Genomic DNA, 21,888 nt, shown 5'->3' with positions numbered 1-21,888 from the left:
TATCGAGAATGTTAATCATCTGCTGAACCTCTGCCATGAAAGGAATTTCAATGAGATTGCCATCGCCGCTGAAAGGTTACGTCCCGTTCTGCACTCTGGCGCTGACTGCGCCTGCCCTGAGTTTTGCTGCCGATATGGTAGTGACAGCCCAACCGCAGGAGCAAGCTGACTCCCCGACTCAGGGTTATCTCGCCACCACCAGTCAGGGCGCGACCAAAAGCGATCGCCCGCTGATTACCACACCGCAGTCGGTGTCGGTGGTGACGCGCCAGCAGATGCAGGATCAGGGCGCGCTGACCCTGAATCAGGCGCTGGGCTATACGTCCGGCGTCTTTACCAACTTCGGCGGTGCTGCAACCCGTTATGACACCATTGCCCTGCGCGGTTTCCACGGTGGCGATGTCGATAACACCTTCCTCGACGGCTTACGGGTGATGAGCGACGGCGGCAGCTTCAATGTGTTGCAGGTCGATAACGCCTTCCTGGAGCGGATTGATGTGATCAAAGGCCCCTCTTCCGCGCTTTATGGTCAGACGGTGCCGGGCGGGCTGGTCAATATGGTAACGAAACGTCCACAGTTCCGTGAAGAAGGTCATGTCCAGCTGCAGGCTGGCAATAACGCCACCACCGGCGCGATGTTTGACTACACCAACGCGATTAACGATCAATGGGCGTTTCGCCTGACCGGTGTGACCCGCAACAGCGATACCCAGTATGACCATACGCGCGAAGAGAAGTATGCGCTGATGCCTCAGCTGATGTGGCAACCGGATGAGGATACTCAGCTGATCCTTAAAGCCTATCTGCAGAAAGATCCCTCCGGCGGTTATCACGGCTCGGTGCCGGGCGACGGCAGTATTACGGAGCATAATGGCTATAAGCTGAGCAACGGTTTTTATGAAGGCAACAGCGATCTGGATCAGTTCAAACGCCGTGAGCAGATCTACAGCTACGATTTCACTCATCGCTTTAGCGACGTCTGGTCGTTCTCCTCAACCGGCAGCTACAGCCATTCCAACGTCGATCTCGATCAGGTTTATCAGATTGGCTGGGATGCGCAGAATCCCGATCTGCTGAACCGTTACTATTCGGGTGAGCGCTCCTCACTGGCCGCCTGGGCCACGGATAACCGGCTACAGGCCGAATTTAACACCGGCGAGCTGGAGCATCGCGTCTCGCTGGGCGCGGAGTATCATCGCTATAAAAATGAGATCAGCAAAGCGGTCGGCAACGCATCGCAGCTTAATGCCGTGACCGGCGAACAGGTTGGCGACATGCCGGCCTACAGCTGGAGCGATAACAGCCGCAGCTACTATCAGACCGGCCTCTACCTGCAGGATGAGATGAAGCTGGATCGCTGGCATCTGGATCTCTCCGGCCGCTATGACCGCATCGTTGCCAGCAACAGCGGCAGTGACCGCCGTCAGGACGATCACATCAGCGGACGCGCGGCGCTGCTTTATGCGTTCGACAACGGTATCTCGCCATATGTCAGCTGGAGTCAGGCGATCACCCCTACCGCCCTGACCGACCCGAACAACAACCTGCTGAAGCCGACCACCGCGGAACAGTATGAAGCCGGGGTTAAATATCAGCCAAACGGCACCCGCGATCTCTATAGCCTGGCGGTCTATGATCTGACACAGAAAGATGTGGCTAACCGTAATGTACAGGATGGTACCTACACGCCGTCTGGCAAAGTGCACTCGCAGGGGATTGAGCTGGAAGCGCGTAATCAGTTGACGCCGCGTCTGAGCACCGTCGCCAGTTACACCCTGAATCACCTGCGCTTTAAAGATTCCGTTGATGGCAATGATGGTCACACGCCTTACGTGACGCCAAACAGCATGGCGGCCTTCTGGGGACACTATCAGTTTGATTACGGCCTGAGTGCCGGCGCGGGCGTGCGCTATATCGGCAAGCAGTGGGCAGATAACGAAAACACCACCCGTTTGCCATCAGTGACGCTGTTTGATGCCTCGGTTCGTGCCGATCTCGGCGTCTGGAACAGCAGCCTGAAAGGCGCGTGGCTGCAGGTGAATGCGAATAACCTGACCGACCGTAAATACGTGGCGGGCTGTTACGGCACGGGCTATTGCTACTGGGGTGCGGAACGCAGCGTGATGGCGACGGTGGGCTACGATTTCTGATCGCCAGAAGTGAAAAAGGGGACGAATCGCTTCGTCCCCTTTTTGATTAAATCTTTGTTAAATCGTTACGATCAACTGCGTACTTTACGATAGATAAACAGCACCACGATGGCACCGATGACGGCGACCACGAAGCTGCCGAAGTTGAACCCATCGACGCGACCGAAGCCAAACAGCGTACTGATCCAGCCACCCACTACGGCACCAATAATACCCAGTACGATAGTCAGAATGAAACCGCCACCGTCTTTACCCGGCATGATCCACTTCGCCAGGATACCTGCGATTAAGCCAAAGACGATCCAGGAAATAATACCCATCTGTTGCTCCTTCCTTTTTTTGATTAAATCGTGAACGCTTGATTTATCAAGCGGTTTACCGCGATAAGTATAGACAGGTTTTCAAAAAATGTTTACTTGCTCACAGTTATTATTGCGCAGGGAGAGGCTAAAGCTTTTTTTTGCCACGCCGATAACGGAGATGAGGGCAAAAAAAAGAACAAACAAAGCACCAACCTTTTGGAGCCAGGAAGTGAAAGAAGCCGATCAGGAACAATATTTAAAACGTGGCACGCTGGCCATCCTTGGCGTGATGAAAGACCTGCTGCGTTTACAGACGCCGCTACTGGTGAGTTTTTCCCGTGGGCAGTTTATCAGCCGGATGCTGGCGGCCGATGAAAATCAGTTGCTGTTCGACCTCGGCAGCAACAATCTGGATAACGACTACGCCTTAACCTGCGATGAACTCAGCATCGCTGCAGAAACCCACGGCGCTAAAGTGGAGTTCAGCCTCGCGTCGCTGGCGCGGGTCGATTTTGAAGGCTTACCGGCGTTCAGCGCGCCGTTGCCGGAGCTGGTGTGGCAGATCCAGCGTCGTGAGTTTTTTCGCGTCAATGCGCCACTGGAACCACAGTTCTGGTGTCATACCGAGTGGCCCGACGGCAATACAGCCCGTCTGCGGTTGCAGGATCTGTCGCTGGGCGGTATCGGCGTACTGGTGGATGAGCCGCTGCCCGAAGGATTACAAAGTGGCGACAGTTTCAAAAAATTCCGCGTTGAGCTGGGCGAATATGGTCACTTTGAAGTGCCGGTGAAACTGTTGCACATTGGCGAACGCAGCGTGGTAACGCATAAAAATGAAACCCGAATTACGCCACGCCTGAGCTTTCGCTTTTCAGCACTCGATCCGGTGCAGGAGCGGCAACTGCAGCAGGTTATTTTTGCCCTTGAGCGGCTGGCACGCGATAAATCAACCCGTTTTCAATAAGTTCTTCCCGGATGCGCCGCACAGTTGCGTCGCATCCAGGCTATGCTTCTTGCGTGTTTTCTTTTAAACCGGAACCCAGCAAGGAGAATCTCCCCAATGGAAAACTGGCTTTCTTCACGTCATTTTCAATCCATTCTGTTCAATCAGAGCTTCTGGATCAACAGCGCCATCGTTATCGTCGCGACCCTCGTCATTTACTGGCTGCTGCGTACCCTGATCCGTTTTATCTCCAACCGTATTGCCCGCTATAGCGAACATCGGCATGTCCGGGCGACCGGCATTGTGGTGGAAATTCTGCGCAGTACCAGCCAGAGTCTGCTGCTGATTTTTTCACTGCTCATTGCGTTAAAATTTGTCGATTTACCCGCCTCGTGGAGCGTGGCGATCTCACACGGCTGGTTCCTGGCGTTAATCGTTCAGCTGGCGCTGTGGATCGACTGCGGCATCCGGCTCTGGCTGCACAGTCTGCTGCGCGACCCTTTGCATGTGCGGAACCCGGTCACCACGGTGATCCTCGGTATTCTGCTGCGCGTAGTGGTGTGGATCATGATGTTCCTCGCCATTCTGTCGAATATGGGCATCAATATTACCGCGCTGGTGGCCAGTCTCGGCGTCGGGGGTATTGCGATTGCGCTGGCGATTCAGACCGTGCTGAGCGACGTCTTCGCCTCGCTGGCGATCGGGTTCGATAAGCCGTTTGAGCACGGTGATTTTATCGTGTTTGGCGATATTGCCGGGTCGATTGAGCATATCGGTCTGAAAACCACCCGGCTGCGCAGCCTGAGCGGTGAACAGATTGTCTGCTCAAATACCATTCTGCTGCAGCAGACGATCCACAACTATAAGCGGATGCAGCAACGCCGCATCGTGTTTAAGTTCGGTATCAGCTACGCCACGCCGTCGGAACAGGTGCGCGAGATCAGTCCGCTGGTGAAAGAGATTATCCAGAGCGTTGACACCACCCGCTTCGACCGCGCCCACTTCCTGGCGTTTGAAGATTCGAAACTGACCTTTGAAGTGGTCTACTTTGTGCTGGACGCCGACTACAACAAGTACATGGATATTCAGCAGGAGATCAACCTGCAGCTGATGGCAGCGCTGGAACAGCGCAACATCCGCTTTGCCTTCCCGATTCGTCAGGTCGAGTTCAGCGGCGGTAATCTGCCGCCGGTGGATCTGGTGGCGGTGGACAATGAGGATGGCGAGGTACGCAGAATGGCGCGCTAAGCGCGCTCAGGATGCCAGCCTTCCCGAGGATCAGGGAAAGGCTGGCGAAGCCTGTTCACGTCAGCGTAAGTGCGGCCCGCGCGTGCCAGCATCGGCCGCGCGAGCCATGCCGACATCACTGCCATCACTGACTGCGGCTCCGCTACTGATGGCGATAACAGCTGACGCCCAGATACTGGCTGAACGCTTCCTGCAATACGTCTGCCGTGGCGGAGTGGTTCATCGCCACATGGTGTTCGAATCCGTTACGGCAGATCCACGCCAGCAAGGATTCCAGTTGCGGGACCTGAATCACCGCGCGGCAGCCCACCGTATCCAGCGGATCGTCTACCGACATCCCCTCACCGACGTAGGCCTTGATCTCTCCGCTGAAATCATCGGTTGAGAGACGAAAATAGGTCAGATCGCCGCTTTTCATCCGGCCATGCACCGCGCCACAGGTGTTCTCTTTCCCGACCGTGGTACCAATAATATCGGCCGTGCCCATCGTGGGTGACTCCAGGCTGGCGCTGGCGAAATTACCGCAGTGAAACAGCACGCATTTATCCCGATCATCGCCGAAGTTGTTGTTCCAGTCCGCCAGTGAGGCGGGATTCAGCGAGCAGCTGGCCAGGGCATACATCGACAGCGCCCCCATCACGTCCACCTCGCAGGCGCTCGGCATCAGCTGTCCTGACATCACGCTCATGATCGAGCAGACGTTAATACCGAGATTCTCCTGCAGCGAGGTCCAGCACTGAATCGCGGTAGTATCGATGTCGTTGTCGTTCACCCATTCGCTGATGACCACAAACAGTTTCGCCATGGTTTGCAGCTTTTCGCCGGGAATCCCGCGCGCATCGGCGTTGGCTTCCAGAATCTCGCGCTTCTCCGCCACGCGGATATCATCATCGCGCAGCCGGTTAGTACGGGTAAAAATTTCTGACAGATCCAGCGTTTCCACCGCAATGCCCATCTTCTCCAGCAGTTTCTCACTGTAGCGCACGGTGTTAAAACCGGCGGGCCGGGCACCGATCGCCCCGACACGCACCCGCCGCATCGCATTCACCACCCGACAGAGCTGGCTGAAACGCTGCAGATCCTGCATGAAGATCTCACCGCTCAGGGCGCAGACATGCTGGCGGGTCAGGGAAAAGGGGATGCCATATTGCCGCAGGTTATTACACAGTGAGATTTTGCCGCAGAAGCTGTCACGCCGGGTCGCCAGCCCCATTTTATCGAGGTTATCTTCTTCCGCCTGCACCAGCACCGGCACATTTAATCCGGCGAGGCGCAATGCCTCGGCGATCGCTTTCTCATCGCCAAAGTTGGGCAGCAACACCACCACGCCGTGAATCGCTTCGCGGTGCTGACGAAACAGTTCGGCGCAGATTTTCGCTTCCTGACGGGTTTCGACTCCGCCGAGATGCGTCTGACTCTCGTCCAGCATCACCGTATTGATATTCATTTTTTCAAACAGCGCGACCGCCTGCTGACGCGCTTCGCCCACCAGATAGCTGGGAAAGAAACCCCGGTTGCCAATTATCACGCCGAAGGTTAACTGCTGAGGAAGTTTTGACATGGCTCTGCTCCGAAAGGGTTAATGTGGCTGATAACGACAGCGTGCGACGGCGTCGATCCAGCCTTTATAGTTTTCCTGCATCTGTTGCGCACAGGCCTGACGCGGTTCGATCATGTTGCCGCCCTGTAACGCCTGCATATCACTGCCCTGCTGCCACCAGCCCAGCACTTTTCCCGCCAGCAGCGCGGCACCCAGCGCCGAGACTTCGGCGGTCGGCACCCGCAGCAACGGACGCTGCAAAACATCTGCCTGTAACTGCATCAGCCAGCTGTTTTCGGTAGCGCTGCCATCCACGCATAGCGCAGGAAGTTGCTGCCCGCTGGCCTGCTCCATGGCAAAAAAGACGTCGGCGATCTGCCAGACGATCGACTCCAGCGCCACCCGCGCCAGCACCGCCGGTGTGGCGGCATCCGTCAGGCCACAGACCATACCGCGCGCCTGCAAGTCCCACCAGGGCGCACCCAGCCCGGAAAGCGCCGGCACAAAATAAACGCCCTGATTATCTTCGCTGCGTTGCGCCAGTGCGGTGAGCTGGCGCGGGTCCTGAACCCCCAGCATGCTGCCGAGCCACGCCGCGCCCGAACCGGTGTGGGTGATATTGCCTTCGAAGGCGTAACGCAGGGTGCCGTCGTGCCAGGCCACGGTGGTGCTGAGGCCGTTCTCGGTCAGCAGCGGCGTGGCCATCGACATCATCAGCGACGAACCCGTGCCGTAAGTGGCCTTCACCACTTCCGCGGTGCCACGCCGCTGTGCCTGCAGGGCGGCGTGGGAATCACCGATACGCGCCAGAATCGGCGTGCCCGGCGGCAGCCCGGCAATATCCGTGACGGCCACCACGCCCTGTTCGCTGGCGGAGGCCACGATGCGCGGCAGCGCGGCGCGTGGCAGCTGAAACAGCGCCAGCAGTTCGTCATCCCAGTCATTAAGATGCAGGCTGTAGAGCTGGGTGCGCGAGGCGTTGGCGTGATCGGTAATAAAAGTCTCACCCGCGCTGAGCTGCCAGCTGAGCCAGCTGTCCACGGTGCCGATACAGAGCTCGCCCGCTTCGGCACGCGCCACGCCGTCGGGAATTGCCGCCAGCATGCCGGTCAGCTTGGCAGCCGGGAACATCGGGTCCACTGCCAGCCCGGTGAGGCCGGTGATGCGCGGTGCTTTACCCGCAAGGTGTAAATCGCGACAGAACGGCTCGGAACGTCGGTCCTGCCAGCTCACCAGCGGCGTCAGGGGCTGACCGTCGCGACGTTGCCAGATCAGTACCGACTCACGCTGATTACTGATCGCCACCGCTGCCACGCTGGCCCCGCCACATGACGCCAGACACTGCGCGATCGCCTGCTTCACCGCCCGCCAGATGGCCAGCGGGTCCTGCTCCGCCAGGCCTGGCTGCGGGTGCGCCAGCGTCAAACTCTGGCTGCCGCGCGCCACCACGCTGCCGTGACGATCCACCGCAATCGCTTTGGCATTGGTGGTGCCTTCGTCAATCGCCAGAATCAGAGGTCCCACCATCGTTACGCTCCTGCGCAGATGCGCACTGCACTGTTGACCACGCTGCTGGCATCAATGCCATGGTGGGCCCGGGTTGAAGCGCGGTCACCGGCAATGGCATATTCCCCATCCGGAATACCGAGCCGCAGCAGTGGAATCGCGCAGCCGCCTTCCGCCAGCACCTCAGCCACCAGGCTGCCGACGCCGCCATTGACGTTGTGCTCTTCGACGCTGATGACCGCTGGGTAGTGATTTAACAGGTTGCGCAGCTGTTGGGTATCACAGGGTCGAATCGATGGAACCGCGATCACACCGGCTGATATGCCCTGCTCAGCCAGTTGCTCCGCGGCGTGAACCACCTCGTGAACCGTGGAGCCCATTGCCACCAGCGCGATGTCGTGGCCTTCGCGTAACAGATCAATCTGACCCGGTCTGAACTGGTAGCTCTCATCGTGCAGCTGGGGCAGATCTTTGCCATCGAGGCGGATATAGACCGGCCCGACGTGCGCCAGTGCGTAGTCGATAATCTGACGGCACTCCAGCGGGCATGACGGCGCGTAGATCTCGATGTTGCCGAAGCCGCGCATCACGGCGATATCGTCAATACTGTGATGGGTACTGGCGAGCGGGCCATAGCTGGCACCGGCATTGAGTCCGAACAGTTTGACGTTGGTGTTGTTGTAGCAGACGTCGACTTTCACCTGCTCGTTAGCACGCGAGACCAGAAACGGCGCGGCATTACAGGTGACGGCGATCTTGCCGCCCAGCGCCAGGCCTGCCGCCGTGCCGACCAGCGTCTGCTCCGCAATGCCGACGTTGATTAACCGGTCGGGAAACGCCTTGATAAAGGGCGCGATTTTGGCGGTTGAGGTGGAATCAGCGACGACCGGCACCAGATCCACGCCGCGATTCACCGCGTCGATAAAGGCCGTGACCATTACACTGGCTAAATGTTGTGCGTTACTCATCTTTTAACTCCTCCAGCGCCTGCTCAATTTCTGCCCCTTTTGGCACCCGGTGATGCCACTCGGCTTTACTCTGAATAAAGGAGACGCCAAAACCCTTCTCGGTATGCGCCACAATCACCTGCGGTTTGCCGTTCTGCGGCAGGCCTTCAATGGTTTCGACCACCGCCGCCATGTCATTGCCGTTGCACTCGGTCACCTCCAGGCCAAAGGCGCGCCATTTTTCCGGCAGCGGATCGGTGTTCATGATCTCGCGCGTCGCGCCTGCCAGTTGCAGCTTGTTCTTGTCATTGATGATGATCAGGTTGTCGAGGCCATAATGGGCCGCCACCAGCGCCGCCTCCCAGTTGCTGCCTTCCGCCAGCTCACCATCGCCGGTCACCACGAAGATGCGGCGCGCGCTGTTGTCCTTTTTCGCCGCGATCGCGATCCCGACTGCGACCGGCAGCCCGTGCCCCAGCGCCCCGGTATTCAGCTCCACGCCAGGGGTTTTTTGCCGCACCGGATGTCCCGGCAGATGAGAATCGGCGTGCTGATAGGTCGGCAGCCAGTCGGTAGGGAAATAGCCCGCTTCCGCCAGCACACAGTAGTAACCGCCTACCGCGTGACCTTTTGACTGAATGTAGATATCACGCTGGTCATCTTCGGTGCGATCCGGCGCGCAGTTGAGAATGCGGAAATAGAGCGCGGTGAGGATCTCCACCTGTGACAGATCGGCACCGGTATGACCGCCTGCCGGGCTACCGGCGTTAAGCTGAATGATACGGCGGCGGATCGCCCGCGCCCGGCGCTTGAGGTCGTCTACCGGAAGATTGAAAGGATTCATACACTACCTCTGAATTTTAAATCGATTATGAATAAATATTCAAATCAGTTAAAAAAAAGGTGAAACACGGGAGATAAAGAGCGTCACAATCGACTCCGTTTCTCTTTCTCCGTTCGCCTGTTTCGTCTCCTGCTGCGGCGTGTGACGACGCAGCAGGAGGTTAACCGGGTTAGCTTTTTATTGGCGCGCCCTCCTCTATCAGTGCTTTCTGCGCCACCACGGCCGCTTTTTGCTGCATCCGGCTCTGGGTCTGGTCGATGATCACCGCGATGATAATCACGATGCCTTTAATCACCATCTGCCAGAATTCACTGACGCCCATCATGATCAGCCCGTCCGCCAGGAAACCGATGACGAACGCGCCAATCAGCGTGCCGACAATGGTGCCGCGTCCGCCCGCCAGCGAAGTGCCACCCAGCACCACCGCAGCAATGGCGTTCATCTCAAACGCCGTGCCGTTGGCCGGATGGCTGGCGACCAGTTGCGATGAGACCACGATGCCGGCAATCGCCGCGCAGAATCCCGACAGGGTATAAACCAGAATCTTTACCTGCCGGGTTTTGACGCCCGACAACTCGGCGGCACGTTCGTTATCACCGATGGCGTAAACCTGACGGCCAAACGGCAGGCGGCGCGCGACGTAAGCAATCACTAACGCCAGCAGCACCATCATCCAGATGGCATAGGGCAAGCCGAGCAAATTACCGGCACCAATCCTGTCGAAACCGGTGTTGCCCAGCAGCGGATTGCCCTGCAGGCCAGGAAAGGTTTCGCCACCGGAGGTAAGCATCGCCGCACCGCGCAGGATATACATGGTGCCGAGCGTGCAGATAAAGGGCGCAACGTTGTAGCGTGTGATGATCCAGCCATTGCCCGCGCCAATCAGCGCACCCACCAGCAGAACAAACGGCACGATCACCCAGACGCTGGGAAAGATGGCGATGCCAAACATCGGCAACACAATGCCTTTGGTGATCATCCAGCCGGCGATCATGCCGCACAGCCCCAGCGTGGCGCCAATCGACAGGTCAATGCCGGCGGTGATAATGACGAAGGTGATACCCAGCGCCAGAAAGGCGTTGATGGCAATGTGCTTCACCATGATCACCAGGCTGCCCACCGCCAGAAAGTCCGGCACGGTAATCGCAAAGAAGCCAACAATCAGAATCAGCGCAATAAAGGTGCGCAGCTTCAGTAGCAGCAGCAAAAAATTTTCACGCGAGTTAAACGCCTTAGCGGGAAGTGTGGCCAGCGCCACGCTGTCATTGCTTTTCATGCTCAGAACCCCTGCGCACTTGCTTTCACCAGCGCTGCCTCTTCCGCCTGCTCTCGCGGAAGGTCAGCCGTAAGTTTGCCGCCCGACATCACCAGGATGCGATCGGCTACCGCCATGATCTCTTTCAGGTCGGAGGTGGAGAACAGCACCGCAATCCCCTGCTGCGACAGCGCCACCATCATGCGAAATACCTCCGCTTTAGCCCCGACATCAATGCCGCGACTCGGCTCATCCAGCAGCAGCAAACGCGGATTGGTCAGCAGCGCGCGGCCAATCACCACCTTTTGCTGGTTACCGCCGCTCAGCGCGCTGATCGCCACCTCCGGCGAGGAGATTTTGATCGCCAGGTTGCCTACCGTCTGTTTCACCGCCTGCTGCTCCTGCTGATGAGCAATGGCAAAACGATGCGACAGCCGCCGCCACAAACTGGCGATAGTGAGGTTACTCGCCACCGACGAGACCGGGAAAATGCCGGAGCGTTTGCGGTCCTCCGGCACCAGGCTCATACCCATCCGGATGCGATCCGCCGTTGGCAGGCGGGTGGGCAACGGTTTGCTGTCGAGCCACAGTTTGCCCAGGTAGTTGCGCTGGCTGCCGAGCAGGCACTCAAACAGCTCGGTCCGTCCGGCGCCCATCAGGCCATAGATGCCGACGATTTCCCCGGCCCGGACCTGAAAGCTGACATCGTCCACCAGCGTGTTGCCGTTGGGGCTGACGCAGGTGATGTGTTGCGCTTCCAGCATCGGCGCACCAAACTGCCGCGTTTCCGGCAGGAATGTGGTCACCGGTTCGCTGCCCAGCATCTCCCGCACAATCCACGGCACGTCGATGCTGCTGACCTGCGCTTCGGCCTGGAAACGGCCATCACGCAGGATGGTGATGACATCGCCAATTGCCATCAGCTCTTCCAGCCGGTGCGAAATGTAAATGATGGAGACGCCCTGCTGCGTCAGATCGCGGATCACCCGGAACAGGATCTCCACTTCAGTTTTGCTCAGCGCGGAAGTCGGTTCATCAAGGATCAGAATGTCGGCATCTTCGGCCAGCGCTTTGGCGATCTCCACCAGTTGCTGCTGACCCACTTTCAGGTTACCGACCCGCTCAGCGGGCGAAATGGGCTGGTCGAGACGCGCCATCAGCGCGGCGGTGCGACGCGCCTGCTCCGCCTCGTTAATCGGCGCTAATCCACGCTGCAGTTCACGCCCCAGGAACAGATTTTCCGCCACCGTCAGGTTCTCAAACAGATTCAGCTCCTGATGCACCATGCCGATGCCGTGTCGGGCGGCGTCGCGGGTGCTGCTGAGCGTCAGCGGCGCACCGTTGAGAAACATCGTCCCGGCGGTGGGTTGCTGTACTCCGGCCAGAATCTTCATCAGCGTCGATTTACCGGCGCCGTTTTCACCGATGATGACGTTAACTTTGCCGCGCCAGACCCGGTAATCGACATGATCCAGCGCCAGCGTGCCGGGAAACAGCATCGAAATCTGCTCGGCCCGCAGAATGATCTCCTCGTCCATCAGGGCGTCCCTCGCGTCAGTTCAACCGCCACCACATCCTCAACGCTGCCATGCCCGATGCTCACCGCCAGCAGCGCCTGTACTGGCTGGTTGACCCAGCTGGCATCCAGCGTCGGCAGCTGCTTCACCGCATGACGATTCAGCGCCCGGGTTAACTGGGCGTACTGCACCTGATTGGTGAACTCTTCGAAACGGAAACCGGCGGCATCGCGGATGGCGTTGCTACGCAGCACCGGCCCGATGCTGACCTCAACCGGCTTACCGTTCAGCTTCAGCGTCAGGATGCGCTCGCGTGGATTGCTCTCATTCAGCGCCGTTACCGTGCCGCTGGCGCGGACAAACACGCTTTCACTGGCACCCGCTTTCACCGTCTGACTTTTCGTTTCCATGTCAGCCCAGCTCAGCGCATGGCTGCTGGCGGTGGCCATCACCCGCGGCGACCAGCTCTCCTCCGCAATTTGCTGCGGCGTCTGGGTCGCATAACCCGGTTTCGCCTGCGGATCTTTCGGCAGAATCGGCTGACCGTTTGCATCCAGATCCACTACGGTACAGGCGCTAAGCAGCGCCATCCCGGTTAAAACCGCCAGTATCCGTTTCATGGTCATTTCGCCAGGTTGAAGTTTTTCAGTCTGGCGGCGTTGCTGTCATCAATCAGCACACAGTCCATCAGCTGTTTCTCTTCTTTCTGCGCTTTGCCATTTTTCAGGTAGTAATCGGCCTGACTGACCGCCATCTGCGCCTGATCCCAGCCCGGTTGCAGCACCGTGGCCTTGATATTGCCTTTGTTGATAATCGAGTCGCGGGTGTAGTCACTGCCGTCAAAGCCCACCACGATCACCGCGGTTTTACCCGCCGCTTTCAGTGCGGCTTCCGCGCCCAGCGCCATGGTGTCGTTGCCGGAGATCACCCCCACAATATTGGGATGCTTCTGCAGAATGGTTTCCATCCGGCTGAAGGCCTCGGTCTGGCTCCAGTTGGCGCTCTGCTGAGCCACCATTTTCATCTCGCTGTAATCATCCAGTACGTCGTGGTAACCCTGGGAACGCACGCCCGCATTGGTGTCGGACTCTTTACCGAGCAGTTCGACATAGTCCCCTTTGCCGCCCAGCAATTTGGCAAACTTTTCGGCGCCCAGCTGCGCGCCCTGATAGTTGTTCGAGACGATCTGCGCCACCGCAATGCCGGTTTTGTTAATCTCCCGGTCGATCAGGAAGGTCGGAATACCGGCATCTTTCGCTTTCTGCACCGGTCCGACCGTGGCATCGGCACCGGCGTTATCCAGAATGATCGCTTTGGCTTTTCGGGCAATCGCCGTTTCAATCAGCTGGTTTTGCTTACTGACGTCATCATCATGCGATGCCACCAGCGTGGTGTAGCCCAGCTCTTTGGCTTTGGCTAACGCGCCTTCCGCCTCCGCTTTAAAGAAAGGGTTGTCGTGTGACGGTGTGATAATTGCCAGCAGGCCTTGTTCCGCCGCCAGCAACGTGGTTGAGAAAGTGATGATTGAAGCCAGCAGGGTCAGTTTGATCAGAGGACGAGTCATTATTTTTCTCCGCTTGAATATATATTCATACGCGATTTTATATGCATAATGACTATGCGCCGTCGATGAGACGCCGTCCAATGCGGGATCGTCAAAAAGCGAAAACGATCACAAATTCGCCTGCGTTGTGATTTCGACCATCCTGGTTAACAATACCGGGCAGAATCAGAGAGGGAAAAACCGATGGCAAAACAGGATGAACAGCGACTGATGGTGAAGATTGCCACCCTTTACTACGTCGAAGGGTTGAAGCAGTCAGAGATTGCCCAGTCACTGAAGTTATCGCAGTCGTTTGTCTCACGTATTCTTAATCGCAGCGTCAAAGAGGGCGTGGTTAAGATCAGCGTGGTCCCGCCAGCCAATGTTTTTCCTGAACTGGAAAAAGCGATTGAGCAGACCTACGGCCTGCCGCAGGCGATTGTGGTGGATGTGCCGGATCAGGCCTCGACATTACAGATTAAACAGGCGATTGGCTCCGCAGCGGCGCACTATCTGGAGACCCGTCTGCGGGATGACGAGCTGATTGGCATTTCATCGTGGAGCGGCACCATCCGGGCGATGGTTGATGCGCTGCATCCGCTGAACAGCTCCTGCAAAGGCGTGATTCAGCTGCTGGGCGGCGTGGGCGCGAACGGCAATGTGCAGGCGACTATTCTGACGCAGAACCTGGCGGCGCTGCTTAACTGCCCGGCCTGGCTGCTGCCCTCGCAGTCGATTGAGCGGTCAGTCAGCGACCGCCAGCGCCTGTCGGCCAATCCCGAAGTGGCGGAGGTGTTGGGGAAATTCGATCAGGTCGACCTGGCGATTGTCGGGATCGGCGATCTTGAGCCGTCGGCGCTGCTGCGTAATTCCGGCAACTATTATGATGGCGGGATGCTTCAGACGCTGGCGGCGCGCGGTGCGGTCGGTGATATCTGTCTGCACTACTTTGACGCCAGCGGTCAGCCGGTGTTGCAGGCAGAAGAAGATCCGGTGATTGGCATGGAGCTGGCGCAGGTGAAGCGCTGTCCACAGGTGGTGGCGCTGGCGGGCGGCACGGAGAAAGCCCAGGCGATCCGCGGTGCGCTGCGCGGCGGTTATGTCAAAGTGCTGATTGTTGATTATCCGACGGCGCGGCGGCTGCTGGAGCCCTGAAGCCGCCGAGGCCGTTTCGCCCGGCGAGGCTGCCGGGCGAAACGGTTAAATGGTGCGATAAGCGGTGGTGACTTTCCACAGATAGCGCGGTGCCTGGGCCGCCGGATGTTTATTCTGCACATGCTGATAAAACTCATCCGGTGACATGGCATTGATCATCGCAATCGCCCGATCGCGGTCACGGGAGAAGGTACGCAGCAACGCCCCGGCCCCGTTGGCATAAGAGACGATAGTCGCGTAACGCAGCGTCAGCGGATCACGGATGCCCGACAGCGCAGAATCCTGCAGAATGCGGATATAGGCGGTGCCGATATCAATATTCTTCGCCGGATCGCGCAGCTCCGCATTGGACGGTTGTCCGCGCCGTCCCAGGGTGCGATAGACTTCGCGGCCCGCGGTTGAGGCTTTAATCTGCATCAATCCCACGGCATTTGAGCGGCTGACCACGGCTGGATTCCCGCCCGACTCGACACTAATAATGGCGCTGATCAGCTTCTCATCAACACCATAATGACTGGCGGCATCTTCGGTAAACATGGCCCAGGCATCATTCACGCTGGAAGGTGGGGCCTGAGTGAGCGGCGTATTCTTCTCTTTCACCGCATGATGCGACGGCTCGCTGGCACAGCCGGTCAGGAATAACGCTGAGAGTATAAGGTGTCGGAATTTCAGCAATTTTTCATCTCGTTGCAGAAGTGGCGAATGCTATCATACCCAGGCAGACTCAGAGCAAAATTACCGTTTATCCTAAATAACGTAAATCGCAGTGCGTACCGTGACTTCAGTGGCACTTTTGGTCATCATCGGCCTGAGTCAGGTGCGCTAACAGCAGGAAAGTATGATGATTTCACGTTCAATCCGTCTTATCTCCCCATCCGGTTACTGTCACAACCAGCCTGCGGCACAGCTCGGCATTGAACGGCTGCAGGCAGCGGGACATCAGATAGAGAATCAGCAGGTGATTGCCCGCCGGTTCCAGCGCTTTGCCGGCACAGACGCCGAGCGGCTGGCGGATATCAACCAGCTGGCTGCACTCACCACCCTGCCCGATATCGTGCTGGCGGTGCGTGGCGGATACGGCGCCAGCCGTTTGCTGGAATCGATTGACTACACGGGTCTGCAACGCCGCCTGCTGAATCAGCCGCTGGCGCTGTGCGGCCACAGCGATTTCACCGCCATCCAGCTTGCCCTGCTGGCGCAGGTGGGGTTAATCAGCTTCAGCGGCCCGATGCTCACCGGCAATTTTGGCGCCGCGACTTTATCTGAATTTACCCTGCACCACTTCTGGCAGGCCGTGACATCACCTACAGTCAATGTGAACTGGCAAAGCGCGTCGCCGGACCAGGGCGAATGGCAGGGTACGCTGTGGGGCGGAAATCTGGCGATGATCTGTTCGCTGGTTGGCACCCCCTGGATGCCGCAGGTCGATAACGGCATTCTGGTGATCGAGGATGTGAATGAACATCCGTTCCGCATTGAACGCATGCTGATTCAGCTGCAGCAGAGCGGGATTCTGGCCCGCCAGCGCGCCATTGTTACTGGCAGCTTTACCAGCACTGCCCTGTCAGAATATGACAACGGTTTTGATTTCAGTACCGTCTGGCAGCGGCTGCGCGATACCTGCGGCTTGCCGGTGATCAGTGAGTTAGATTTTGGCCATGCGGCGGATACCGTTACGCTGCCGCTGGGAGCCCGAGCCAGGCTCCGGATCAGTCAGGGCCACGCCCATTTGCAAGCGACCGGGCATCCCGTCCTGCGCGGATAAAAAGGTTCCAGGAGATCGACATTGAAGCCGTTGTATGACGATTTGTGGATCTCAACCCCGGAGTTTCCGGTGGAAGATACCGTTAATGACCTGATGATGCATGGGTTTATGCTGCGTCACCCGCGCGGTAATCTGCTGATTGGCCGGGTGGAAAATCCGCTCGATCATGAAGTGATTGCCGATACCGGCGGCGTGATCCGCCACTATCTGACCCACTGGCATGAATCTGCGCCCGGTACGGCGCTGATCCAGCAGCGCTTCAGCAGCGCGCTCTATTGCCACAGCCGTTCACTGGGTCCGATCAGCCATTTTGCCGAACCCGATGACACCTTTTCCCAGCCGGAGACCCACTTTGGTGATTTCCAGCTGCTGCCCACGCCAGGCCATACGCCGGGCAGCTGCAGTTATCTCTACCGTTCACCGCTCGGCCTGACCTATCTGTTTGTCGGGGATACGGTGACGCGTTCGCACGACCGCTGGATCACCGTGCTGGTGCCGGACAGCAATCCGGCCGAACTGAGCCAGACGCTGGAGTTTTACCGCACGCTGCGGCCCGATGTGGTGCTGATGAGCACCACCCGCGGTCATCTGTCATGGAAAAAAGTCACGCTGCAAAGCTGGCTGGCGGCGATAGATGAAGCGGAGCAGCAGCCGCTGGATCTGCGTCAGCAACCGCTGTTCTGATTACAATATTTTGGTCAGATAATGACGCTGGTGGTGGCGTGGGTAATGATCAAGGCTGAAGCGCAGGCTGTAGCCGAGCTTCTCATAGAAAGGACGCGCCTGAAAACTGGCGGTATCCACCTGGGCGTAACGGCAACCGCGCTGGCGCGCTTCCTGTTCTGCCGCCTGAATCAGACGGCTGCCGACGCCCTGCCCGCGCAGCGCATCACCAACCCACAGCATATCGATACGAAGCCAGTTGCCGGCCGTTGAGCCGGTCAGCCCGGCCAGCTTCCTGCCCAGCTCATCACGGATAAAAACGCCGATCGATTTGATCTCATCAACATTAATAAACTTGCTGTTAAACGCCGTCAGGCCCAGCCGGACCTCATCCAGATCCTGGGACGTCACGTTATCGGTGATAGTGAGTTGCATAGCGGCTCCTGTTACGGCGGGTTACGAGTCAGAACGCTGACGATCGTCGTAACGCTCCAGGCTTAACGCCTCGACATCACGCTTTTCGCTGCGGCTACAGGGCACCAGCTTATCGCTATCGCGGTAAACAAAGAAAGTCGCTTCACTGCGCTGGTTGACGATTAACTGATCGCCATTACGAAAGCGGGTGATCGCCACTTTATCGCCCGCCTGTAACCGGGTGCGCTGTTGGCCGGCAGCAATCTGGAAATGGTTCTGCGGCCACATTAAAGTGGTTAAACCATATTCGGCACGCGAAATAGTCATAGTCGGACGACCGGGACAGTTGATTTGAAATTCGCTTTCGCTCCAGGCTGGCGCGACGTGACAGGCCAGCAGGCCCAGCGCAATCAGTGCTGATTTCATCGGTTCTCTCCGCTGAATTGATGATTTTATTAGGGATTTTTTAGCTTAACACATCACAGCAGAGAGAAAAGGCAGCAGAGCAGCGGGAATAAGACCAGTAAAAGATAGAATCTGGCGCAGCGAGAGCAGGAAAGTTGAGAAATTTTGAAGTAAACAGGCCAGCATAACCCTGCGTCATGCTGGCCCATCAGACGTTATTCTGAGGAGACCTCTGCAGCGACTAACATCAGTGCCAGTCCTGCATTTTCGCCGTCGTAGGCCTGCATCGCGGCGCGAATATCAGCAGCGCAACTGACCACCTGGTGCTTTTTATCGCTCTCAAGTTGCTCAATTGCGTGGCGAATAATCATTAGATGTGCTTCTTCTTCGTTCATCATTTATCCCTGGTTTTGCCTAAGTGGTGCGCAAAGAAGCCAAGAATACCGTTTATTTGTTAGCAAAGTCACCCTTTTACATTCCCGTTGCTTAACGATTAAACAAATTGCAAATGGGAAGCGTATCCGGAACTGCTATGATCAAGCTATCCGTGACGTAACCAGATAGAATCTGCGCCACGCGTTTCCCAGGGACTGAAGCAGGTAGAGGATCATGTTGCGACTCAGCATTTTCATATTCATCATACTGATGACTGGATGTTCATCTGGCCCGAAAGGGGTTGAGTGTCCGGGTGAGGTATCGACAATTTATGGTCAGCCGATGGGACAGACGCAGAGCGTTATTTTTGACCTGGTGAGTTCATTCAGCGTCAGCCGCGATGATGTCAGGGTGGAGAGCGGGCCTTTGCAGTCGCTCGATCGTTTTAAATATGTGCCGTCGAGCGTGACGCGTGAAGGTTATTACGCCCAGCGCCTCTCTGATAAGCAGTTCCGCCTGATTAATCCTTATCAAAACACGCAGATTACCTGGACATGTCCATAAGGGATGAATCCTGCTGCCAGATGGTTTATTGTCAGAAAACGTCAAGCAGCAGGTCTCTTTACCATGGAAAAGCGTCTGGATAACAACGGCTACATCGATTTTCCCTTCCCCGCCACGCGTAATGCCGATGGTTCGGTTAATCCCTGTGGTTTCGATCTCACGCTGGAGACCGGCCGGCTGGAGGAGATTGCCGTACTGACGCACTCGGTCAACCTGCGTCGGCTGGTGGAGGAGATCAACCTGCAGGATGGCCTGTTTATGACGCTGGCCTGTGACTGGCAGCAGCAAGCCCATGCGGTGTGCGGCTTTATTGACGTGGCTTTTCGTCCCGATCTGCCGCATCACGGTCACGATGAGGCGTTGCAGCTTGAGGCGCGCTTTAATCACTATCTGGCGGAACAGGAGAAGCAGCATCAGATGGCGCCTGACACGCTGGTAAATTATGCCCGCTCGGTGCTTGACTGGAGCTGGTCGCCGCTGCGTCAGCGGCAGCGCGACTATGAAAAGATCACCATTCAGTTTTATTGCCCGCAGGCTGACGACGCTGAATGGTGCTTTGATCACCTGCGTCATTTTCTGGTGAGCTGGTATCCGGCTTGCGTGGCGTCCCGCTAATCCTGCTTTTATCTGCGCCCGGAGCCGCTATGCGCCCTTTCTGGTTACTTGCTGTGACGTTGTTCTGTTCGCTGTTGTTGACGTCAGTCGCACAGGCTGATGAGTGCCGGCAAATCCGGGCTGGCCTTGATATCGGTTCCGGCACGACCAAAATCGCCGTCGCCCGCGTGGATCTCTGCCAGCACCGCATCGAGAAGATGCTCTATCAGGATCAGCGTGCCGTGGCCTGGAACGAGGCGCTGTCGCAGGCCAGCGATAACCAGCTGAGTCCGGCGGTGGTCCGCCAGGGCGAAGTGGCGTTGCAGCAACTGCTGAAAAATGCACAACGTTACCATCCGCAACGCATCACGGGCGTTGCCACGGCGGCGTTTCGCCGCGCCAGTAACGGCCAGGCCGTCATTGAGCATCTGGCCAGCCAGACCGGCACCCGGCTGACCGTGATCTCACAACAGCAGGAAGCGAAGCTGGGTTTTTTGTCGGCGAAAGCGGCACTTAACGATCCGTCCATCCGCGACGAGCAGCTGCTGGTGTGGGATATCGGCGGCGGTTCAATGCAGATGACCGCCTGGCGGCAACAGCAGAATCAGCCGGTTGCGGATATTTATCAGGGCAAGCTCGCCTCGGTGACGCTAAAGAACTTTATTCTGACGGTGCTGAAAAACAGCCCGGACGCCGCATCGCCGAACCCGATTGGCTCATGGCGGCAGACAGTGCTGCGTTTTGTCGAATTGTTTGCCGGTAATGATGTCACGCCGCAAATCCGCCAGGATGTGGCGGGTCGTCAGGTGATTGGCATTGGTGGCGTCCACGGTTTTTCGATCCGTAATCAGCTGCCGGGCAAACCCGATCGTTACAGCTTGTCCCGCCTGAGCGAGTTATCGAAACAGCAGGTCTGGAAGGGCGACAGCGAACTGACGGGCGAATACCGGGCGACCGACGTCAGTAATCTGCTGCTGGTTGAAGGCTATATGCGGGCGCTGAAGATAGACGAGGTAACCGTCGTGAATGCCAGTCTGATTCAGGGCGTGTTGCTGCAATAGCCTGCCAGCATAAAACCGGACGCCGTGCCGGTTTTTCACTTGCGGGCGCGAAGTCAGACGTGCTCAGGGCTTGATCAGACGAATCGCGTGCTCCAGCATCTTTTGCTCGTCGCGATCGCTATGCGCCCGATGCTGACGGGTGCGTTTCAGTACGTCGAAGATTTCATTGCGTTTGGTTTCATGACCACACTCTGCCAGCATAATCACTGCGTCACCAATCACCCGGCACACCTCGTCATAATCGTCTTCTTTCAGTACATCACGTTTCATCGCTTCTCCTCCCGTTACGCCTGATTTCTGTCCAGCTTAACAAAGGCTAGACAGGAAATGCTTAGCCTGCAAATTGAACGCCATTCACAGCCAGAAACGATTTTTACCGCTTCATTTACCGCTAAACGGCGCAGAGTTCGTCATCTTTGCTACGCTTGGAGAGTCTCACTAAAACCAAGGAGCAATAAATGTCAGGAAAAATCGAAGATAAAGTCAAAGAAGCAGCTGGCGCGGTTCAGGAACAATGGGGCGCAGCAACCGGTTCATCTGAGCATCAGGCGAAAGGCGCAGCCCGCCGCTATACCAACCAGGCCAGCTATGCCGCGCGTGATGCTGCGGATTGCATCAAGGATCAGGTTCAGTCCAATCCTTTCGCCGGTCTGGCTGTGGCCGCTGGCGTGGGCGTCTTCATCGGTTTCCTGCTGGGTCGTAAATAATCCGGCAGTTCAGGTGACAGAACGGAAGCCAGTGGCTTCCGTTTTTTTTTGCTGACAATCCCCTCCCTGAGAAATCTCTGAAAAATCAGCCATCTCAAGGCTGAACGTTTTTTTTCAACCAGGCTTAATCGGGTAAGTGCTTACCCCATTCTTTCTACTTTCTGAATTAATAAAAAGGTGGTTACATGAAAGCATTCCCTGCCCTGTTGCTGGTTGCAGCAACCCTGACCTCACTGGCAGGCTGTTCACACCGGAGCAGCGCGATTAAAGAAGATGGCCGTCCTCATGCCCCTAGCGGTCAGTCCTCACCTGGCGGCACCCTGGGTTCCGGCCCGGTCGGTCAGCCTCAGTCATAAAACCTCTCCCCGGCACAGTGGCCGGGGAATTTTT

At 57.4% G+C, this 21,888-nt stretch carries 25 protein-coding genes; 11 read left to right on the top strand and 14 right to left on the bottom strand.

Going from position 1 to position 21,888, the window contains the following annotated elements; all coding sequences use genetic code 11:
* The first annotated feature begins 50 nt into the window (after positions 1-50).
* Positions 51-2,150, top strand: coding sequence for a TonB-dependent siderophore receptor (locus tag ACX3P5_RS07175; protein WP_458968471.1), 2,100 nt, complete (start codon positions 51-53; stop codon positions 2,148-2,150).
* Between the two features lie 71 nt (positions 2,151-2,221).
* Here ACX3P5_RS07175 and ACX3P5_RS07170 read toward each other — a convergent pair whose 3' ends face one another.
* Complete coding sequence (locus ACX3P5_RS07170) at positions 2,222-2,470, bottom strand: GlsB/YeaQ/YmgE family stress response membrane protein (RefSeq protein ID WP_031375306.1); 249 nt, start codon at positions 2,468-2,470, stop codon at positions 2,222-2,224.
* Positions 2,471-2,681: 211 nt separating this feature from the next.
* On the opposite strand from ACX3P5_RS07170, the gene ACX3P5_RS07165 reads away from it, so the two are divergent.
* Together ACX3P5_RS07165 and ACX3P5_RS07160 are read left to right on the top strand one after the other, a co-directional pair.
* On the top strand, positions 2,682-3,416 hold the full coding sequence (locus ACX3P5_RS07165) for a flagellar brake protein (RefSeq protein ID WP_233984567.1): 735 nt from the start codon (positions 2,682-2,684) through the stop codon (positions 3,414-3,416).
* Positions 3,417-3,512: 96 nt separating this feature from the next.
* Positions 3,513-4,643, top strand: coding sequence for a mechanosensitive ion channel family protein (locus ACX3P5_RS07160; RefSeq protein WP_262287880.1), 1,131 nt, complete (start codon positions 3,513-3,515; stop codon positions 4,641-4,643).
* A 142-nt stretch (positions 4,644-4,785) separates the two neighbouring features.
* Here the strand turns inward: ACX3P5_RS07160 and ACX3P5_RS07155 are convergent, their stop codons facing one another.
* The 8 genes from ACX3P5_RS07155 to ACX3P5_RS07120 all read right to left on the bottom strand — a co-directional run bounded on the left by ACX3P5_RS07155 (position 4,786) and on the right by ACX3P5_RS07120 (position 13,816).
* Positions 4,786-6,204, bottom strand: coding sequence for an L-fucose/L-arabinose isomerase family protein (locus ACX3P5_RS07155; RefSeq protein ID WP_458968470.1), 1,419 nt, complete (start codon positions 6,202-6,204; stop codon positions 4,786-4,788).
* Positions 6,205-6,222: 18 nt separating this feature from the next.
* Positions 6,223-7,710 carry an FGGY family carbohydrate kinase gene (locus ACX3P5_RS07150; RefSeq protein ID WP_458968469.1) on the bottom strand — a complete coding sequence of 496 codons (1,488 nt, stop codon included), beginning with the start codon at positions 7,708-7,710 and terminating at the stop codon, positions 6,223-6,225.
* 2 nt (positions 7,711-7,712) lie between these two features.
* Complete coding sequence (locus ACX3P5_RS07145) at positions 7,713-8,657, bottom strand: transketolase family protein (protein ID WP_094121788.1); 945 nt, start codon at positions 8,655-8,657, stop codon at positions 7,713-7,715.
* On the bottom strand, positions 8,650-9,480 hold the full coding sequence (locus ACX3P5_RS07140; RefSeq protein WP_233984571.1) for a transketolase: 831 nt from the start codon (positions 9,478-9,480) through the stop codon (positions 8,650-8,652). The genes ACX3P5_RS07145 and ACX3P5_RS07140 overlap by 8 nt, the downstream gene beginning before the upstream one ends.
* Before the next feature lie 169 nt (positions 9,481-9,649).
* Positions 9,650-10,756: an ABC transporter permease gene (locus ACX3P5_RS07135; protein ID WP_233984572.1), complete on the bottom strand. Its 1,107-nt coding sequence runs from the start codon at positions 10,754-10,756 to the stop codon at positions 9,650-9,652.
* A 2-nt stretch (positions 10,757-10,758) separates the two neighbouring features.
* The gene (locus ACX3P5_RS07130) at positions 10,759-12,273 is read right to left on the bottom strand and encodes a sugar ABC transporter ATP-binding protein (RefSeq protein ID WP_233984573.1); all 1,515 of its coding nucleotides are present in this window, start codon (positions 12,271-12,273) and stop codon (positions 10,759-10,761) included.
* A complete protein-coding gene (locus tag ACX3P5_RS07125; RefSeq protein ID WP_458968468.1) occupies positions 12,273-12,872 on the bottom strand; it encodes a DUF2291 family protein in 600 nt (199 codons plus the stop codon). Before ACX3P5_RS07125 ends, ACX3P5_RS07130 begins: the two co-directional genes overlap by 1 nt.
* Before the next feature lie 2 nt (positions 12,873-12,874).
* Positions 12,875-13,816, bottom strand: a complete 942-nt coding sequence (locus ACX3P5_RS07120; RefSeq protein ID WP_233984575.1) for a D-ribose ABC transporter substrate-binding protein — start codon at positions 13,814-13,816, stop codon at positions 12,875-12,877.
* A gap of 183 nt (positions 13,817-13,999) precedes the next feature.
* On the opposite strand from ACX3P5_RS07120, the gene ACX3P5_RS07115 reads away from it, so the two are divergent.
* Complete coding sequence (locus tag ACX3P5_RS07115; protein ID WP_336755028.1) at positions 14,000-14,950, top strand: sugar-binding transcriptional regulator; 951 nt, start codon at positions 14,000-14,002, stop codon at positions 14,948-14,950.
* Between the two features lie 45 nt (positions 14,951-14,995).
* Here ACX3P5_RS07115 and emtA read toward each other — a convergent pair whose 3' ends face one another.
* Positions 14,996-15,625 carry a membrane-bound lytic murein transglycosylase EmtA gene (gene emtA, locus ACX3P5_RS07110; RefSeq protein ID WP_233984577.1) on the bottom strand — a complete coding sequence of 210 codons (630 nt, stop codon included), beginning with the start codon at positions 15,623-15,625 and terminating at the stop codon, positions 14,996-14,998.
* A gap of 166 nt (positions 15,626-15,791) precedes the next feature.
* On the opposite strand from emtA, the gene ldcA reads away from it, so the two are divergent.
* Both ldcA and ACX3P5_RS07100 read left to right on the top strand, forming a co-directional pair.
* Positions 15,792-16,715 carry a muramoyltetrapeptide carboxypeptidase gene (ldcA, locus tag ACX3P5_RS07105; protein ID WP_233988193.1) on the top strand — a complete coding sequence of 308 codons (924 nt, stop codon included), beginning with the start codon at positions 15,792-15,794 and terminating at the stop codon, positions 16,713-16,715.
* A gap of 21 nt (positions 16,716-16,736) precedes the next feature.
* A complete protein-coding gene (locus ACX3P5_RS07100; RefSeq protein ID WP_233984578.1) occupies positions 16,737-17,399 on the top strand; it encodes an MBL fold metallo-hydrolase in 663 nt (220 codons plus the stop codon).
* On the opposite strand, the gene ACX3P5_RS07095 is transcribed toward ACX3P5_RS07100, so the two are convergent.
* The 3 genes from ACX3P5_RS07095 to ACX3P5_RS07085 form a co-directional block, all read right to left on the bottom strand.
* The gene (locus ACX3P5_RS07095) at positions 17,400-17,813 is read right to left on the bottom strand and encodes a GNAT family N-acetyltransferase (protein WP_458968467.1); all 414 of its coding nucleotides are present in this window, start codon (positions 17,811-17,813) and stop codon (positions 17,400-17,402) included.
* A 21-nt stretch (positions 17,814-17,834) separates the two neighbouring features.
* Positions 17,835-18,218, bottom strand: a complete 384-nt coding sequence (locus tag ACX3P5_RS07090; RefSeq protein ID WP_233984580.1) for a hypothetical protein — start codon at positions 18,216-18,218, stop codon at positions 17,835-17,837.
* Positions 18,219-18,412: 194 nt separating this feature from the next.
* Positions 18,413-18,592: a hypothetical protein gene (locus ACX3P5_RS07085; protein ID WP_233988194.1), complete on the bottom strand. Its 180-nt coding sequence runs from the start codon at positions 18,590-18,592 to the stop codon at positions 18,413-18,415.
* Positions 18,593-18,806: 214 nt separating this feature from the next.
* Between ACX3P5_RS07085 and ACX3P5_RS07080 the strand changes: the two genes are divergently transcribed.
* The 3 genes from ACX3P5_RS07080 (at position 18,807) to ACX3P5_RS07070 (ending at position 20,791) form a co-directional block, all read left to right on the top strand.
* Entirely contained in the window at positions 18,807-19,136 is a 330-nt protein-coding gene (locus ACX3P5_RS07080; protein WP_233984581.1) for a hypothetical protein, read from the top strand.
* Positions 19,137-19,199: 63 nt separating this feature from the next.
* The gene (locus ACX3P5_RS07075) at positions 19,200-19,751 is read left to right on the top strand and encodes a hypothetical protein (protein ID WP_233984582.1); all 552 of its coding nucleotides are present in this window, start codon (positions 19,200-19,202) and stop codon (positions 19,749-19,751) included.
* 29 nt (positions 19,752-19,780) lie between these two features.
* The gene (locus ACX3P5_RS07070; RefSeq protein ID WP_458968466.1) at positions 19,781-20,791 is read left to right on the top strand and encodes a Ppx/GppA phosphatase family protein; all 1,011 of its coding nucleotides are present in this window, start codon (positions 19,781-19,783) and stop codon (positions 20,789-20,791) included.
* 63 nt (positions 20,792-20,854) lie between these two features.
* On the opposite strand, the gene ACX3P5_RS07065 is transcribed toward ACX3P5_RS07070, so the two are convergent.
* Positions 20,855-21,061: a DUF2767 family protein gene (locus tag ACX3P5_RS07065; RefSeq protein ID WP_233984584.1), complete on the bottom strand. Its 207-nt coding sequence runs from the start codon at positions 21,059-21,061 to the stop codon at positions 20,855-20,857.
* 188 nt (positions 21,062-21,249) lie between these two features.
* Here ACX3P5_RS07065 and ACX3P5_RS07060 point away from each other — a divergent pair, with 188 nt between their 5' ends.
* Both ACX3P5_RS07060 and ACX3P5_RS07055 read left to right on the top strand, forming a co-directional pair.
* Positions 21,250-21,498 (top strand): ElaB/YgaM/YqjD family protein, encoded by a 249-nt coding sequence (locus tag ACX3P5_RS07060; RefSeq protein ID WP_233984585.1) that lies wholly within the window; start codon positions 21,250-21,252, stop codon positions 21,496-21,498.
* 185 nt (positions 21,499-21,683) lie between these two features.
* Positions 21,684-21,854 carry a hypothetical protein gene (locus ACX3P5_RS07055; RefSeq protein WP_233984586.1) on the top strand — a complete coding sequence of 57 codons (171 nt, stop codon included), beginning with the start codon at positions 21,684-21,686 and terminating at the stop codon, positions 21,852-21,854.
* Positions 21,855-21,888: the final 34 nt, after the last annotated feature.

The sequence above is a fragment of the Pantoea sp. S-LA4 genome (assembly GCF_054482835.1).
This window is presented reverse-complemented; position numbering and strand designations above follow the sequence as displayed.